The 15949-nt window shown below is 68.9% G+C and carries 13 protein-coding genes and 1 pseudogene; 12 read left to right on the forward strand and 2 right to left on the reverse strand.

From position 1 onward, the window contains the following. The 9 genes from U9979_RS15910 to U9979_RS15950 all read left to right on the forward strand — a co-directional run. The coding region (locus U9979_RS15910) for a type IV secretory system conjugative DNA transfer family protein (RefSeq protein ID WP_322779994.1) at positions 1–1867 on the forward strand (1867 nt) is incomplete at its 5' end. 37 nt (positions 1868–1904) lie between these two features. Then, a complete protein-coding gene (locus U9979_RS15915; RefSeq protein ID WP_322779995.1) occupies positions 1905–2918 on the forward strand; it encodes a replication-relaxation family protein in 1014 nt (337 codons plus the stop codon). Positions 2919–2975: 57 nt separating this feature from the next. Further along, positions 2976–3308 (forward strand): hypothetical protein, encoded by a 333-nt coding sequence (locus U9979_RS15920; protein WP_322779996.1) that lies wholly within the window; start codon positions 2976–2978, stop codon positions 3306–3308. A gap of 72 nt (positions 3309–3380) precedes the next feature. After that, a complete protein-coding gene (locus tag U9979_RS15925) occupies positions 3381–3719 on the forward strand; it encodes an effector-associated constant component EACC1 (RefSeq protein WP_322779997.1) in 339 nt (112 codons plus the stop codon). Beyond that, a complete protein-coding gene (locus U9979_RS15930; RefSeq protein ID WP_322779998.1) occupies positions 3706–6021 on the forward strand; it encodes a caspase, EACC1-associated type in 2316 nt (771 codons plus the stop codon). The genes U9979_RS15925 and U9979_RS15930 overlap by 14 nt, the downstream gene beginning before the upstream one ends. Before the next feature lie 7 nt (positions 6022–6028). Beyond that, positions 6029–6802: a hypothetical protein gene (locus tag U9979_RS15935; RefSeq protein WP_322779999.1), complete on the forward strand. Its 774-nt coding sequence runs from the start codon at positions 6029–6031 to the stop codon at positions 6800–6802. Next, positions 6799–7518, forward strand: a complete 720-nt coding sequence (locus U9979_RS15940; RefSeq protein WP_322780000.1) for a TnsA-like heteromeric transposase endonuclease subunit — start codon at positions 6799–6801, stop codon at positions 7516–7518. The genes U9979_RS15935 and U9979_RS15940 overlap by 4 nt, the downstream gene beginning before the upstream one ends. Next, positions 7515–9599 carry a hypothetical protein gene (locus tag U9979_RS15945; protein WP_322780001.1) on the forward strand — a complete coding sequence of 695 codons (2085 nt, stop codon included), beginning with the start codon at positions 7515–7517 and terminating at the stop codon, positions 9597–9599. The genes U9979_RS15940 and U9979_RS15945 overlap by 4 nt, the downstream gene beginning before the upstream one ends. Then, positions 9599–10642, forward strand: a complete 1044-nt coding sequence (locus U9979_RS15950; protein WP_322780002.1) for a TniB family NTP-binding protein — start codon at positions 9599–9601, stop codon at positions 10640–10642. Before U9979_RS15945 ends, U9979_RS15950 begins: the two co-directional genes overlap by 1 nt. 229 nt (positions 10643–10871) lie before the next feature. Here U9979_RS15950 and U9979_RS15955 read toward each other — a convergent pair whose 3' ends face one another. Further along, positions 10872–11705, reverse strand: coding sequence for a hypothetical protein (locus U9979_RS15955; protein WP_322780003.1), 834 nt, complete (start codon positions 11703–11705; stop codon positions 10872–10874). A gap of 681 nt (positions 11706–12386) precedes the next feature. On the opposite strand from U9979_RS15955, the pseudogene U9979_RS25260 reads away from it, so the two are divergent. After that, a pseudogene (locus tag U9979_RS25260) lies at positions 12387–12797 on the forward strand (C40 family peptidase); the annotation flags it as partial. Between the two features lie 294 nt (positions 12798–13091). Here the strand turns inward: U9979_RS25260 and U9979_RS15965 are convergent. Continuing rightward, entirely contained in the window at positions 13092–14516 is a 1425-nt protein-coding gene (locus tag U9979_RS15965; protein ID WP_322780005.1) for a toll/interleukin-1 receptor domain-containing protein, read from the reverse strand. Between the two features lie 225 nt (positions 14517–14741). On the opposite strand from U9979_RS15965, the gene uppS reads away from it, so the two are divergent. Further along, positions 14742–15518, forward strand: coding sequence for a polyprenyl diphosphate synthase (uppS, locus tag U9979_RS15970; RefSeq protein WP_322749367.1), 777 nt, complete (start codon positions 14742–14744; stop codon positions 15516–15518). Between the two features lie 128 nt (positions 15519–15646). Further along, the coding region (locus U9979_RS15975) for a hypothetical protein (protein WP_322780006.1) at positions 15647–15949 on the forward strand (303 nt) is incomplete at its 3' end.

The following is a 15949-nucleotide window of genomic DNA, read 5'->3' on the forward strand; positions in this document are numbered from 1 at the left end:
GGCCCGCACCCAGCGCGCGGTCGTGCAGATCCTGGCCCGGCCGGTCACCGGCCGCCGCGTCGCCAGAGCCCGCCGGGCCGCCCGCCGACTGCGGGCCGGCGGCTCGGCGCACCTGGTGGGCGGCCTGCTGGACCTACTCACCCCCCGCACCAGCCGGACCCTGCGCAGCCGGCCGGCGACCCCGAAGGTCGACCACCAGACGTCGCTGGCCCAGTCGGCGGAAGACCGGGCCATCGTCACCAAAGGCCGCGGCGCCCAGTTCGAGGTCCGCATCCGCTACGCCATCGTTGCGGTCCTCGACGAGCACGGCGACGAGGACGCCGTCGCCCGGGTCGGCGGGCAACTGCGCGGCCGGGCGCACGCGATCGCCTCGGCGTTCGCCGCCTACGGTGAGCACAACTACTACCGCCGCGTGCGGCTGCGTCGGCCGCTGCCCGTTCTCGCCGCCCGCCAGTTCGGCCGCGGTGACCTGCTGTCGGTCGCCGAGGTCGGCGCGCTGGCCCACCTCCCGGTGGACGACGCGATTCCCGGCCTGCAACGCGCCGGGGCGAAGGCGGTCGCCCCGCCGCCCGGCGTCGCCGGCCACGGGCCGGACGTCCGGCCCCTCGGCCGCTCCGATTCGGGGCACACCCGTCCGGTCGGCCTGCGTGTTACCGACGCCCGTCACCACCTGCACGTCCTCGGCGCGACCGGTGCCGGCAAGTCCGAACTGCTCGCCCGCATGACGTTGGACGACGTCGCCGCCCGCCGGGGTGTCGTGAACGTCGATCCGAAGGGCGATCAGATCATCGACATCCTGGCCCGGTTCCCGCTCGACGCCGTAGACCGGCTGGTGCTCTTCGACGCCGAATCGTCCAGCCGACCACCGTGCCTGAACCCGCTGGACCAGCCGGATCGGGGCCGCGCGGTCGATAACTTGGTGTCGATCTTCTCCCGGGTGTACGCCGACTCGTGGGGGCCGCGCACCGAGGACATCTTCCGCGCCGGGCTGCTCACCCTCGCCGCCCAACCCGGCGTCCCCATCCTGACCGACCTCCCCAAGCTCCTCGGTGACACCGCCTACCGGCACCGGGCGCTCGGTGAGATCGACGACGACATCCTGCGCGGCTTCTGGACCTGGTACGAGTCCATCTCCGACGGAGCACGGGCGAACGCCGTCGCCCCCCTGATGAACAAGCTGCGCGGGTTCCTGCTGCGGCCGTTCGTGCGGGCCGCGATCGCCGCCGGACCGTCCACCGTCGACATGGACGCGGTCCTCAACGACGGCGGGGTCTGCCTGGTCCGCATCGCCCAGGACGCCCTCGGCGTCGAAACCGCCGCGCTGATGGGCTCGATCGTCGTGTCCGCGGTCTGGCAGGCCACCACGCGCCGCGCCCGCCTGCCCCAAGGCAAACGGCCCGACGCGAGCCTGTACTTGGACGAGGCGCACAACTTCTTGACGTTGCCGTACGCGCTGGAGGACATGCTAGCCGCCGCCCGCGGCTACCGGCTCGGCATCACCCTCGCCCACCAGAACCTCACCCAGCTGCCCCGGCATCTGGAAGAGAGCATCGGCGCGAACGCCCGCAGCAAGATCTATTTCACGATGAGCCCGGCGGACGCGAAGCGGCTCGCCCGCCACACCGAACCCCGGCTCGCCGAGCACGACCTGGCCAACCTCGGCGTCTTCCACGCCGCCGCCCGCCTCGTCGTCGCCGGCGAAGAAGCCCCCGCCTTCACGATCGTCACGGAGAAGCTCCCCGCCCCGGTTCCCGGCCGCGCCGCCCAGATCCGCCGGACCCTGCGCCGCCGCGCCACCGCACCCGCCCCGCCGGCTCCCGCCGCGCCGGGTCCGCGCCGCGCGTCCGATCCGCGCCGCGTCGCCTGACCTGCCCCCTGCCCCCTACCGACCCGAAGGACTGTTGATGGGCAAGCCGCTGCCGCAACGCGCTCTGCGCGCTCCCGTGCGTCCCTCCGCCCGCGTCGTCGCCGACGCCGAACACCTCGCGAACCTCACCCACCACCTCACTCCGCGAGACCGGTGGATCGCCCGGCTGCTGCACGAGCACCGGGTCCTGACCACCCACCAGATCGTCCAGGTCGGCTGGCCCACCCGCCGATCCGCCAACGAACGGCTCCTTCAGCTCTACCGCTGGCGCGTCGTCGACCGCTTCCAACCCCTGTCCCCCCTCGGCGCGGGGATGCCGCCGGCGCACTACGTGTGCGATATCGCCGGTGCCGCGGTGCTCGCCGCCGAAGACGGCATCGACTTCAAGGAGACCGGCTACCGCCACGACCGCGCGCTCGGTGTCGCCTACTGGCACCAGCTCGCGCACCGCGTCGCCGTCAACGGCTTCTTCACCCACCTCATCGTCCACGCCCGCCGGCCGAATCCCCAGGGCACGCTGGCCGCCTGGTGGTCAGAAGCCCGCGCCCGGCGCGCGTTCGGGGACATCGTCCGCCCCGACGGCTACGGACGCTGGACCAGCAGCCGCGGCGACGTCGAATGGTTCTTCGAACTCGACTGGGCCACCGAGCCCTACCCCCGCCTCGCCCTGAAGATCGACAACTACGGGCGGCTCGCCGCCGCCACCGGCATCGCCACCCCGGTCTTGTTCTGGTTCCCCACCGCCGGTCGGGAGACCAGCGCCCGCCGCGCCCTGGCCGCCGCCGTGGCCGGGCTCGACCAGCCCGACACGGTCCCCGTCGCGACCACCGCCGCCACCCTCGCCCCACCCGAGAGCCAGCTCGACCCCGCCCTTGCCCGCTGGCTGCCCCTGACCCAGACCCGTGCCGGCCGGCTCGCCCTCGACCAGCTGCCCCGTGCCTGGCCCCGGCTGCCGGCGCCCTCGCCCGTGTCCGACCGGCCTGGCGACGGCCCGGCAGGGCCGGGGCTGCGGCCTCCCGCGCCGATGCCACCTGAGAAGTACCGGGGGTGAGCGGCCACGACCAAGTACATCGCCGGGGCCGTCGCCGCCGTCGTCCTGCTCATCGTCATGATGGGCGCCGCCGCCGCCCAGATGGCCGAACGGCTCCTGTGCCTGCCCGTCGTCGGCTGGTTCCTCGGCTGCGGCAGCGGCGGCAGCCCCAGCCAGACCGCGTTCGACGACATACCACCCGAGTATCTGAACCTCTACATGCAGGCCGCACCCACCTGCCCCGGGCTCTCCTGGACCACGCTGGCCGCCATCGGGAAGGTCGCCCCGTTGACCGGACTATCAGAGGACACGCCGCGTTGCCGCCCTGTCCGTGCGGCCGGCCATATAGGTTCCTTCACGGATGGGCTATTTCCTGACACAAAGGTGCGCCGTAGCCGGATGCTGGTATGACGGCTGCGGACCGGGAACGGCGAGGAATCCGGCCCGGGCCGGACCGGGGGACGGCATGACGGGGACAAGGCTATGACCACCAGGATCGACATTGTGGCGGGAAGCGCGGCGGACGTGCGTTCGCTGCTCACCTGGCTGCGGCGGGTTGACGGGGTGGCGGTGGACGTCGTTCCCGCTGTCCCCGGCCCGGGTGAGCAGGGCGCCGGCTGGGAGCTGCTGAGCGTGGCGTTCGGCACCGGCGGGATCGGGATCGCCGCGCTGCAGACGGTCCAGACGTGGCTCGAGAACCGCCGGTCCACGATCCGGATCCGGGTGAAAGGCACGGGCGCGGACCGGGAAGTCGAGCTCGACGCCAGCAATGTCGCGGATCTGATGCCGTTGCTGGAGAAGATGGTGGATGGAACGGCCTGACCCGCCCCCAGACTTCGCGCGGTCACAGGCGGTCCTGCTCGGCACCTCGACCTACACGCACCTGCCCGCGATGCCGGCCGCGCTCAACAGCCTGCGCGCGATGAAGCGGTTGCTGACCGGGCCGTTGTGCGGCTGGCCTGCCGACCGGGTAGCGACGTTCCCCGACCTGCGCGGCACCGCGGAACTGACGACACCGCTGCGGCTGGTCCGGGATACCACCGACGTCGTGTTCTTCTACTACGTCGGCCACGGCCAGCCGACGCTGGACGAGGACCTGTGCATGGGTCTGGTCGACACCGCGGCCGACCCGACGGAACGCGAACTGTCCAGCCTGCTGATGAGCACGCTGCGCCGGACCCTGGGCTACAGCCAGGCGCGGGTGAAAGTCGTCGTGCTGGACTGCTGCTTCTCCGGGATCGCCACCGAGAACCGCCAAGGCGACCCCGACCAGGCCGCGTACCTCGCCGGGCTCACCCGGGTACGCGGCGCCTACACCCTTACCGCGAGCGAAGCCACCAGCGCCGCCCGCTACGGCGACGGGCCCGTGCCGCTGACCCAGTTCACCCGCAACCTCGTTGACCTCGTCGACGAGGGGATACCCGGCCAGCCGCCCCACCTGACGTTGGACGGCATCTTCCCGCACCTGAACGACCGCCTCGCCCGCCAACAGCTACCACAGCCCACCCGGATGAACATCCGCGACGGCGGCGCCCTCGTCTTCGCCCGCAACGCCGCCCCACCCGACACCCACCTCGACCCGGACCTCGAAATCGGCCGGCTCCGCCGTCAGATCGCCGAAGCCGAAGCCCGCGAAAACGCCCTCCACCAAGCCGCCCGGCGGCAGACCGAAGAACTGGAAACGCTCCGCCGCCTCGCCCACGAAACCCCACAGACACAGGAGAACCGCCTCGACGCCGCGATGCGCGACGCCGCCGCGACACTCGCCACCACCGTCGAGGAACAGGCACACGCGCACGCCGAACACCACGACGCCAGGCAGGCACTCGACACCGTCGAGCACACCCGACCAGACGACTCCCCCCACGCTGCGCCGCCCCACGAAACCGTTCCACCCGTCCCGGTGGCCGGGGTAGCTCCCGCCACCGCAGGTGACCCCGGTCCCTCGACGCCCACACGTTCAGCCCCACTCGGCCAGGGAGCCGCCAGCCACCCGCGGGCGGAGAGCCACCGGTTCGCGGTGGTGCGCCGCAACCTGCCCGCCGGCCGGGCACACCGCCGCTCCTGGCGGGCCATGGCACTCGCCACGGCACTCGCGGCAGCCGTCGCGACCCTCGCCAGCGACAGCACCGTCGATCTACCAGGTCGCTACATCGCAAAACCGTACGCGGTGGCGTTCGGCGGCGGCACCGTCTACGTCGTCGATGACAACCAGATCGACAAGATCGACTGGACGGGGCGGTTCAGTACCTTCGCCGGCACCGGCCCCTACGGTTTTTCCGGTGACGGCGGACCGGCCACCCAAGCCCAGCTATATGGCCCGTTGAGGGTGGCGGTCGGCGGCGACGGCACCGTCTACATCTCCGACGGCATTGGCAACCGGATTCGGAAGGTCGACACGGCGGGGCGGATCAGTACCTTCGCCGGCACCGGCACCGGCGGCTTTTCCGGTGACGGCGGACCGGCCACCCAAGCCCAGCTGTACGGTCCGTCGGGGGTGGCGGCCGCCGGCGACGGCACCGTGTACATCGCCGACTCCGTCAACGGCCGGATCCGGAAGATCGACACGGCGGGGCGGATCAGCACCTTCGCCGGCACCGCCAGCGGCCGCGGCAGTTTTTCCGGCGACGGCGGACCGGCCACCCAAGCCCAGCTGAACGAGCCATTGGGGGTGGCAGTCGCCCGCGACGGCACCGTCTACGTCAACGACATCATCACCAACGACTTCCGGAACCGGAAGATCTACAAGATCGACATGGCGGGGCGGATCAGCACCTTCGCAGGCACCGGCATCAGCGGTTTTTCCGGTGACGGCGGACCGGCCACCCAAGCCCAGCTGAATGACCCGTTTGGGATGGCGGTCGGCGGCGACGGCACCGTCTACATCGCCGACACCGACAACAACCGGATCCGGAAGATCGACACGGCGGGGCGGATCAGCACCTTCGCCGGCACCGGCTCCTACGGTTTTTCCGGTGACGGCGGACCGGCCACCCGAGCCAAGCTGGCCAGCCCGTGGGGGGTGGCGGTCGGCGGCGACGGCACCGTCTACATCGCCGACACCGACAACAACCGGATCCGGAAGATCGACACGAAGGGGCGGATCAGCACCCTCGCCCAGTAAACGGTTGTTGACCGGAGCATCGGATCGGCGTGACCGCATGTGGACGGTGGACTGCGCGGGGATTCTGCCGCGGCTGTGGAAAGCGATTCGCCGTTCCCGTCACCGGGTCTTCGACGCCGACGTGCGTCCGGTACTGCGGACGATAACCGCGGCCGGCTTGGAGTATCGCCATATCCCTCAGCTGATCGACGTGGCGGACTATGAGGAGCTGGTCGCGTCGTGCCTGCCAGGGGTCACGGAGGTCGTCGGGCGGCGGCTGACCGCCGCCGCGTGCGCCCGTCTGCTCGGCGCCCGGTCCTGGGCGCTGGCCGCGGGCCGGTTGGGTATGCCCGGCCATGCCGGGGTGGTGCGCAAGAACGCCGGCGTGATCCGCGGTCTGGCGAACCTGGAGGAGTTCTGGACGGCGGTCTCGAATGTGATGGACCGGTTGGCGGCCCGGGGGCCGATCGACTACGCGGCGCGCCGCGATGTGCTCGCCGGCCTGACTGAGATACCCCGCGTGGTGCTGGACGGGATCGCCGCCCGGTCCGGCATGCCGACCTGCCCGGGGCAGCATCGGCACGCTGCTGCCTGGGTCTGGGCGGAGTTGACCGGCGGAGACATCCGTAACGCTCCCACCTATCCGGCCCGGCTTCCGGACGGGCGCCCGGCGCGGGGCGCTGCCCGCAGGCTGGACGGCGCCCACCGCCGTCGCTTCGTCGCAGCCATGCCGCCCCCGGCCTCCGAGGAACTGCTCCGCTATGGCGCTCGCCTGCTGGCCGGTCGAGGGATCCCGTCATGAGCCGACACAGCACCCGAAGACTAAAGATCCGCTACGTGGAGGCGGGTGGGGTCGATCGGCTGGTCCTCGCCGAGGAAGCCGGCAAGGTCGCCTTCGAGTCCTGCCGGCCGGTGCGTGTGATCCCCGCCTACCACGGGCAGCGCCACACACCGGGCTGGTACTGGTCCGCCACCACGGGTGGGCTGCTGGCCTACGAGAGCTTCCTGGAACGCCAGTGGCTGACGCTGCTGGACTTCGACGCCCCGGTGACCGCGATCGGCACCCAGGCCCTGGAGCTGCATGGCACCGATGCCGCCGGTGACTGGCGGCACGTCCCGGACATCTTCACCCGCCGCGCGGACGGGTCGGTCCTGATCGTCGATGTGAAGAATCCTCGCCGCCGGCATGATCCGCGGGTGGTCCAGCAGGCCGAACGGACTGCCACCGCCTGCGATCGGATCGGCTGGGCCTACGAGATGGTGACTGTTCCGCCCGCGCAGCGCTACGCCAACGTCGCCTGGCTGGCCGGCTACCGCCGGCCGTTGCGGGCCACCAGCGGGCTGACGGCGCCGATCATCGCCCAGGCCGCGGAGAGGACCGCGTTGGCGGAGCTGGCCGCCGCGACGGGCGCACCGGAACTGGCACGTCCGGTGATCTTCCATTTGCTCTGGCGTCAGCAGCTGGTCTGCGATCTGGGCGCACCGTTGTCCGAACGCACCTTGGTGCGCCTCCGATGACCGCGCCGACCAGGCTGGCGTTGGGCGACTGGGTCACCTTCGACAACGACGCCCAGCAGATCGTGGGGTTCACCGACACCGGCGTGCGGCTGCGGTCGCAGACCGGCCGCATGCAGATCATCCTGCTGGCCGCGCTGCTCGCAGCCCCCGACTTCCGCACCATTCCCGATAGCGCGGCGGTGGACGCAGGTGAGGTGCGTACCGGGGCGGTGGACCGGGAAGCGATCCTGCTCGGCCTGCCCGCCAGCGAACGTGCCCGCGTGGAGGAGCTGGACAAACACCTGCGCCAGGTCGAGACCGGCTTCCCGACCGCCACCGACCACAGCGAACCCGACCCCGGCTACGACCCCGCCCAGACCACGCTGACCGCGCGCATCGACACCAAAGCGGCCGAGCTGGGTCTGACGAGCCGACGACTCTGGCAGCTACGCCGGGCCTGGCAGCACGACGGCCTGGTCGGTCTCGCCGACCGGCGCAAGACCCGACCCTGCGCCCCGCTGGCCCGCGTCGACCTGCGGATTATCACGGCGATCCGCGAACAGGCCGCCGCCGACCGGGTGGACTCCTCCGCGACCATCGGGAACCGGTTCCACCGCCGCACCCAGAACCGGCTCGACGCCCAGCACGGTCCCGGCGAGGTCGTCCTACCCAGCAAGGACCGCTTCCGTCGGATCGTCAACCAGGCGCTGGTCGGACCCAAACCTGACGACCCGGCGACTCTGCGGATCCGCACCGCGAACCAGCCGGACCGGACCTTCGGGAAAGCGACCGCCACCCGACCGGGTGAGGTTGTGATGATGGACACCACCGGACTCGACGTGATCCCCTATGACCCGGACACCGACGACACGGTGCCGGTCGAGCTCACGGTCGCCCTCGACCTGGCGACCCGGTCCCTGCTGGCCTGGCGGCTCACCCCGCGCGGCACGAAGAGCGTCGACATCGGCCTGCTGCTCGCGGATGTGATGACCCCGGAGACGATGCGCCCGCACTGGCCCGACGCGCTGCGCTTCGCGTCGCTACGGATCCCGCACGAGCGGATCCTCACCGTTGACCAGCGCCTCGCCCACGCCGCGGCCCGGCCGGTCATCTACCCGGAGACGCTGCTGTTCGATCACGGAAAGCCCTACAAGTCCGATGTCGTCACCCGTGCATGTCGGCGGCTGGGGATCAGTATCCAGGACGCTCGGATGTTCACCCCGACCGACAAACCCCACGTCGAACGCATCTTCGCAACGATCAACCGGCAGTTCTGTGAACACCTGGCCGGCTACAAGGGCTCCGACATCACCCACCGGGGTCTGCACGCCGAGGACGCCGCGCGGTGGAGCATCGACGACATCGCCGAGCTGTTCGCCGAATACGCCGTCGGGATCTACCAGCGCCGCCACCATCAGGGCCTGATCCTCCACGGCTTCCCCGACCTACGCGCCTCGCCGAACGAGGCATACGCCATGGCGATCGCCGCCGCGGGCTACGTCGACTGCCCCAACGATCCCGACCTCTACTACGAACTCCTGCCGATCGCCGACGGCAAAGGCCGCACCATCCAACCGGCCGGCGTCCGCATCGGCTACCTCACCTACAACGCCGACATCCTCTACCGCTACCGCAAGACCCGCTCGCCCTACCCAGACGGTCTCTGGCCGATCCGCCGCGACCCCCGCAACCTGCTCCACGCCTACTTCCACGACCCCGACGACGGGCGGTGGCACGTCCTGCGCTGGACCCACGCCCTCGACGTCCACCAGCCGTTCACCGACGTCACCATCCGCGAAGCCCGCCGGCTGCTCGCCCAGCGCGGACGCAACCCCACCGACCAGGACGACATCGCCACCGCCCTCCTGGATCTCCAGAACCGTTCCGACGACCCGGCCAGTTGGACCCGCAACGCCCGCAGCCGACACGCCCGCGACAGCCACCGCGGCCGAACAGCACACCGCGACGCCCAGCGGGCAGGTCAGACAGCCGACGACCGTCAACCCCCAACGGATCTGCCACCAGCGCCCGCCGACGACTTCGATCTCGACGAGATCCCCGCGGCCGAGACCTGGAAACCCCGCCACCCTCGGACCCCCTGATGCACTTCGCGCACCCCGGACTTGCCGAGCCCCGCACCAAAGAAGAATGGCGCGCCTACCTCGACACCGCCCCGCCCACCCCACCATCCATGCCTTCCCACGCCGACTACCTGCGCATGGACCCCGACCAGCACGCCCTCCTCGACGAGGCCCGCGAGGACTACCACAGCGCCCTGATCCTCGTCCGCACCGACCAGATGAAGCGCATCCACCACCTGATACATCGGCGAATGCGCACCAACGCACGGCAAGCCCCCGGCGCCCGCCGCGGAATTGTCCTCGACGGTCCGGCCACCATCGGGAAATCAACCCTCGTGAAAATCTTCGCCGCGGACTTCGAGCAGGCTCTCCGCAACCGCTATCCGGACCGATTCGCCATCGACGGCGAGCCCATCATCATCAACGGCTACATCGTCGACTACACCCCGGTCGTCTACCTCAACATCCCCTCCCAGGCCACCCCGAAAGATCTCTCCGTCCTGCTCGCGGACTACCTCGGCCACCCCCACTCCAACCACGCCACCAAAAACGAGATCACGAAAGCTGTGCTCGACGCGATGCGGCTCTGCGGAGTCGAACTCGTCATCATCGACGACGTCCATTTCCTCGACCTGTCTGCCCGCGAAGGAAAGATCGTCAACGACCATCTCAAATACCTCGCCAACCACACCGCCGCCACCTTCATCTACACCGGAGTCGACCTGAAAACCTCCGGCCTGTTCCTCGAAGGCCACGGCAGCACCCGCGCCACCCAGACCTCGGGACGCAACACCCTCCACAAAATGCGGCCCTTCACTCTCGACAGCGACCAGGAGAAAAAGGAATGGATCGGCGTCATCAAGGCCATGGAAGACGCACTTCTGCTCCACCACCACAAACCCGGCAGCCTCGTCCGTCTCTGGCGCTACCTCCACGACCGCAGCGCAGGAAGCATCTGCGGCCTGTCAGACCTCATCCGCGAATCCGCCGTCGAAGCCATCCACACCGGCCAGGAAGCCATCACCTGCACCCTCATGGACACCATAGGATTCGGAATGAAATAACTTGTTCACTTTGGGGCCCTTGCGAGCCCCTGACCTGCGAAGACGCATGCCGGCCTGCATTACTTACTTCATTACGGATCCATAGAGATCAGCGAACTCGCACAGGAGAACTACCGGCGGACACGGTCACCCTCACAGAGAAAACAGCGGAAAGGTCCATCGGTCGAGCCCCAGCCGGGCATCACCAATGCCGATGAACCGGTAACATCGAGCTAATCAGCGCCGATCTTCACGCACCTGCGCTCGTTCCATTGACCCACAGGACAAGAACCCCGATCACAAACGCGGCACAGACCGCGACACCCCACCCGAAGGACTTCCAGGACCACTGGAGAGACGGTGGCACCCACACCCTTGTCGCCGCCGCGGCAGCCGCCGCGGCAGCCGCCGCGTAATTCTGCGGCGCTCGCTCCATCGCCCTGACGGTGTCAGCCCTTCCCGAGAGGGAACGTGACGCCTGGCGCACCTGTTCGACCATGTCGCTCAAATTTTGCAGCTCGTCGACGAGCCCTTCGAGTTGACCATTCAGGATTGATGTCCGCAAAACATCTGCGTGGACCCCGAGCACGTCGACGAAGTCGCCATATTCTCCCCGGAGACGTTTGAGAAGTTCAGCTGCGTCATACAAGTCTTCGACATATGAGGGAAGGTCACGCAGGTTCTGTGCTGCGAGCAGCAACAGATCCACATGATCTGGTAGCGACTGAAGGTCTCTCGCCGACTTCTCCAAGGAAGGGACGTGATCTGGAAGTTCCTGGAAAACTCTCGCCGAGTTCTCCAGGGATGCGACAGTGTCGGCGTCGAGATAGGCAAAATGGAAGGACTCGGTCACGATCTCCTTCAAAATTTTGTGCGTTCCTTGGCTGATGTCGGAGACTTTATCGATCGCCGTTACGATCTCCGTCTTGGTCTCGACTATGGCCTCGCTCATCAGCTCCTGGAGTCTCTCCCGGTTCAGCCAGTCCAGCTTGTCGAGCTCATCCGCAGCATCACCCTCTCTCGCGTCCTTCCACTGATGGAGAAGCTCGACAGGATATTTTCTCCATTCCGGACCATCGATCATGTTTGAGTGTTCCATGCAAAGGAGAATAAGATTCTTGGGACTATTGAGATAGGGCGTGGACTTGGTAGGATCGTATCGAGCGCTCGTGGGATTCAATCCATATATGTGAGCGATGATAACGCTTATTCTCCACCGATCCCCGACCGAACGCATAACGCGCGCCTTGCAGTCTGGTTCGTAGCAATAGCCCCGGCTGAGCATGAACAGTGCCTCGCGGGTTCCTGCCGCATAGTTACGACCGTGCGCCACCCCGAACATCCCTTCGCCTCCGGCGCCCCGCTGCCCAGCAGGCGACAGCGCCCCCGTTCCGCTGCGAGAAGGGTAGTTGGGAGGTACGACAGGTTTAGCCCAGTTCGCGAACGGACAAGAGTGCTCGATCCGGGCAGGATTGAAAGATGCAGGTCAGCAAGGGTGAGAGCGTCGGCCATGCTCGATACCTGCCACCGACGGCTTCGACGGCGCGATCATCCTCAGCCACCCGGCAGCCGCGCCCGGGGCGACGCCCACTCGGGACAGCCGGGGCCTGGGCTGGGCAGCGCCGCGGCCGAAGCTCCAGCTTCAAAGGCGCCTCGACTGAAAGATCCACCGGACCGAGGGCGGCTCTATCGATACGTTCCGAGACTTCAGTCCCCAGCTCCAAGCGCTGTCTGCCTGAAGCCTTCGAGGTCGCTCGACAAGTACACGTCGACCTACGGCCTCGGCGCCGACACCGCCCCGGGCGACGCCGGCTACGCCGCCATCCTCTACGCCCAAGGGCAGCTCGGCATCCCGTACCTGTGGGGCGGAGACGGACCGGCTGAGGGCGGCTTCGATTGCTCCGGCCTCACCCGCGCCGCCTACGCCGCCGCCGGCATCGACCTGCCACGCACCGCCCAAACCCAGTACGAAGCCGGGCCGGTCGTCCCGCCCGGCGAACCGTTGGAGATCGGCGACCTCGTCTACTACGGCACCGCCGGCAACATCCACCACGTCGCGATCTACATCGGAAACGGACAGATTATCACCGCGCCGGGCCGCAAGCAGGTCGTAAAAATCTCTCCATATAGGTGGAAAGAGGATGACTATTTCGGCGCCACCCGACCATCCAACTGAGACCTTGTAGGTTCTCATCGGACACGACCATTTCTCGCAGATGATGTCACCGATCTGTCCCGTGGGACAGATCGGTGAGAAGACTGTCCGCTCTCAGCTGTCTGTTCCACCTGATCACGGCGCCTTCCTATCAGTCCTCGACGGACCTGCCGGTTCTCAGCCGGTCTGGCGTGCGAGTGGTCCCTATGCCTTGTATGTCGTGCTTGCTATGGTTCGGCGTCTCAGGCGAGCTGGCACCTTTTCGCTGGATCGCGGTTCCGGTAGGCCGGGCGGGACTCACTCCAGCCGTGGAAGTTAGTTGCTTCTGCCCGCTGTCCATAGCCGTGCGGTCTCGTCGAAGGAGGCGGTGGCGAGCAGCTTGCTGTCTGGCGCGAACGCCCCCCAGCTGACGAAGCTGGTGTGGCCGGTGAGGGTGGCACGCGCGATCCCGGTCGCAACGTCCCACAGGCGCGCGGTCTCATCGGTCGAGGTGGTGGCGAAGAGCGTCCCGTCCGGGGAGAACGCCCCGCGCTTGACGGTGTCGTCGTGGCCGGAGAGGGTAGCGCGCGCGGTCCCGGCGCGAATGTCCCACAGCCGCGCGGTTCTGTCGTTGGAGATCGTGGCGAGCAGCGTCCCGTCCGGGGAGAACGTCGCCGAGGTGACGCTGTCGGTGTGGCCGCTGAGCGTGGCGTGCGGCGTGCCGGTCGCGACGTCCCAGAGCTGCGCGGTCTGGCCGGAGACGGTGGCCAGCAGTCTCCCGTCCGGGGAGAACGCTATCCCCCACACCCCCCACATCGCGTTGCTGTGCGCGAGAGTGGCGCGCGGGGCTTCGGTCGCCACGTCCCAGAGCTGCGCGGTCCCGACAGGGGAGCCGCCAACGAAGACGGTGGCGGTCGCCAGCAGCTTGCCGTCCGGGGAGAACGCCACCCCCATCACCGATCCGCCGAGCGTGAGGGTGGCGCGCGGGGTGCCAGTCGCGACGTCCCACAGCCGCGCGGTCCCGTCGGTCGAGCCGGTGGCCAGCAACGCTCCGTCCGGGGAGAACGTCGCCGAGTCCATTGACTGGGTGTGGCCGGTCAGGATGGCGTGTTGGGTGCCGGCCGGCACGTCCCACAGCCGCGCGGTCGTGTCGTCGGAGATCGTGGCCAGCAGCCTCCCTGCCGGGGAGAACGCTACCCAGCGCAGGGAATTGGTATGGCCGGTCAGGGTGGCGCGCAGCGTGCCGAATGGAGACGCCCCCACGGGGACCGACGGTGGCGACGGCGGGAGGACGGGTTCGGCGACTGGTGGCGCCGTTCGCGGGGGAACCGGGAACTCCGGGGCTGCGGCAGGCTTGGCTCGGCCAGCCAGACTATGGCCTATCTGTTCGAGCAGGTAGACCCTCGCCGCCTCCGCCGGCAGACCGAACAAGTCGAATCCAACCAGGGTGTGTAGCAGCCCTGGCCGGTCACAGTCCTCAAGTCGCACTGGGAGTAGCTTGCGCGCGAAGCCCTCCGGGTCTTCTGCCCGTACGGCGCGCCATTCCTGACCGCCGTAGACGGAACGCAGGTAGGCCGCCGACAGCAATGCCACCATCCGCCGGGCGTGCCTCACTCCCTGGTCCATGCCGAACATCCAGTCCGAACCCGGCACGAAGTCCCACGCCTGGATCAGGACCCGGTAGCCGGCGTCCTCCAGCTGCCAGGCCACCCACTCCGCCCACCGCCGGTCCACAGCCGTGTAGGAGATGAAGAATCCCACGTCCGCGGCTCGTCCGCGGCCCCCGTATCCGCCACATCACAATCCTCGCACCGACATCTCCCTACCGGTGGGCCCCGCCCCTTCCAAACTGTGACCGACAGCAGCGGGCTCCGGACGCACCCACTGTCCCACCGTCCCGACCCGGGTAGCACCGCGGGAACTGAACCCGGATGGCCGGGACCGGCGGGACTGGGACCGGTGGACAGGCGGGCATAGATTCAGGCTGTGCCAATACGCGATCTTGCCTACACCGTGTACTCCCGTCGGCTCCGCGCGTCGCTCAAGGGAGCCGAGCTACCGGGGCACGTCGGCCTGATCATGGACGGCAACCGGCGCTGGGCCCGCCAGATGGGGATGGCCAATCCCAGCCTCGGCCACAAGTTCGGCGCCGACCATGTCGAGGACGTGCTGTCGTGGTGCGAGGCGGCCGGGATCAAGCACGTGACCGTCTTCGTCTGCTCCACCGAGAACCTGGCCCACCGCGACGATGCCGAGATCGCCTTCCTCATGCGGGTCATCGAGCAGGTTGTCTCCGACAAGATCGCGACTCCCGATCCGGCGTGGCAGATGCACATCGCGGGGCTACTCGACGCGCTGCCGGACAGCACCGCCCGCGCACTCAAGAACGCCGAGGAAGTCACCCGATCCTGCTCGACCGGGGCACACGTCACCCTCGCCGTGGGGTACGGCGGCCGGCAGGAGGTCGTCGACGCGTTCCGGGCCCTCCTGCACGAGCAGGCCGAGACGGGCGGCTCGCTGGCCGACCTGGCCGAGACCCTCACCGCCGAAGACGTCGCCCGCCACCTCTACACGGCCGGCCAGCCCGACCCCGACCTGGTCATCCGCACCAGCGGCGAGCAGCGCATGTCGAACTTCCTGCTCTGGCAGAGCGCCTACTCCGAGCTGTACTTCTGCGAGGCGTACTGGCCCGCGTTCCGCGAGATCGACTTCCTGCGGGCGCTACGCAGCTACGCCGCCCGTGGCCGTCGCCACGGCGCCTAACCTGGCGGCTTCCCGACGGCCTGCCGGCTCTGCCGCCGGTTCGTCGCCCGGCGTCACCGCCGGCGCGCCCAACCTCCAGGTGGATGTCGCGCAGCGCGAGCGGCTCATCGTCGCGTGGGTCGACGGGCATGCCGGGCCGGACGGTCTACCAGTTCCGCCCGAACTGCAACGCCGCCCTACCAGCCGAGGACCAGCCCACCGACAGCCAAATCCGGCCGCAGCAGCACGGCCACCACTGCCATGCCACCGGCCGACCCAAGATGCCCCTTCTCGGTCGGCCCGGCTACGCGGCCACGACGATCGCAGCGCCGTCAACAGTCGAAGACCGACCAGCAGATCTCGTTGCGCAACCGCTGGTCGTCCAACACGAGCTCGCGAATCGCATCCGGGAGCTGTTCACGCTGCCAACGGCACTCAAATCGGCCGACGCT

Source organism: Protofrankia sp. Cas4, from assembly GCF_963555915.1.
Lineage (GTDB): Bacteria > Actinomycetota > Actinomycetes > Frankiales > Frankiaceae > Protofrankia.

Bases quoted from the DNA above. Each gene is read 5' to 3' on its own strand.
- U9979_RS15915 (WP_322779995.1), top strand. From the start codon at position 1,905: ATGGGCAAGCCGCTGCCGCAACGCGCTCTGCGCGCTCCCGTGCGTCCC.
- U9979_RS15920 (WP_322779996.1), top strand. From the start codon at position 2,976: ATGATGGGCGCCGCCGCCGCCCAGATGGCCGAACGGCTCCTGTGCCTG.
- U9979_RS15925 (WP_322779997.1), top strand. From the start codon at position 3,381: ATGACCACCAGGATCGACATTGTGGCGGGAAGCGCGGCGGACGTGCGT.
- U9979_RS15930 (WP_322779998.1), top strand. From the start codon at position 3,706: ATGGAACGGCCTGACCCGCCCCCAGACTTCGCGCGGTCACAGGCGGTC.
- U9979_RS15940 (WP_322780000.1), top strand. From the start codon at position 6,799: ATGAGCCGACACAGCACCCGAAGACTAAAGATCCGCTACGTGGAGGCG.
- U9979_RS15945 (WP_322780001.1), top strand. From the start codon at position 7,515: ATGACCGCGCCGACCAGGCTGGCGTTGGGCGACTGGGTCACCTTCGAC.
- U9979_RS15950 (WP_322780002.1), top strand. From the start codon at position 9,599: ATGCACTTCGCGCACCCCGGACTTGCCGAGCCCCGCACCAAAGAAGAA.
- U9979_RS15955 (WP_322780003.1), bottom strand. From the start codon at position 11,705: ATGATCGATGGTCCGGAATGGAGAAAATATCCTGTCGAGCTTCTCCAT.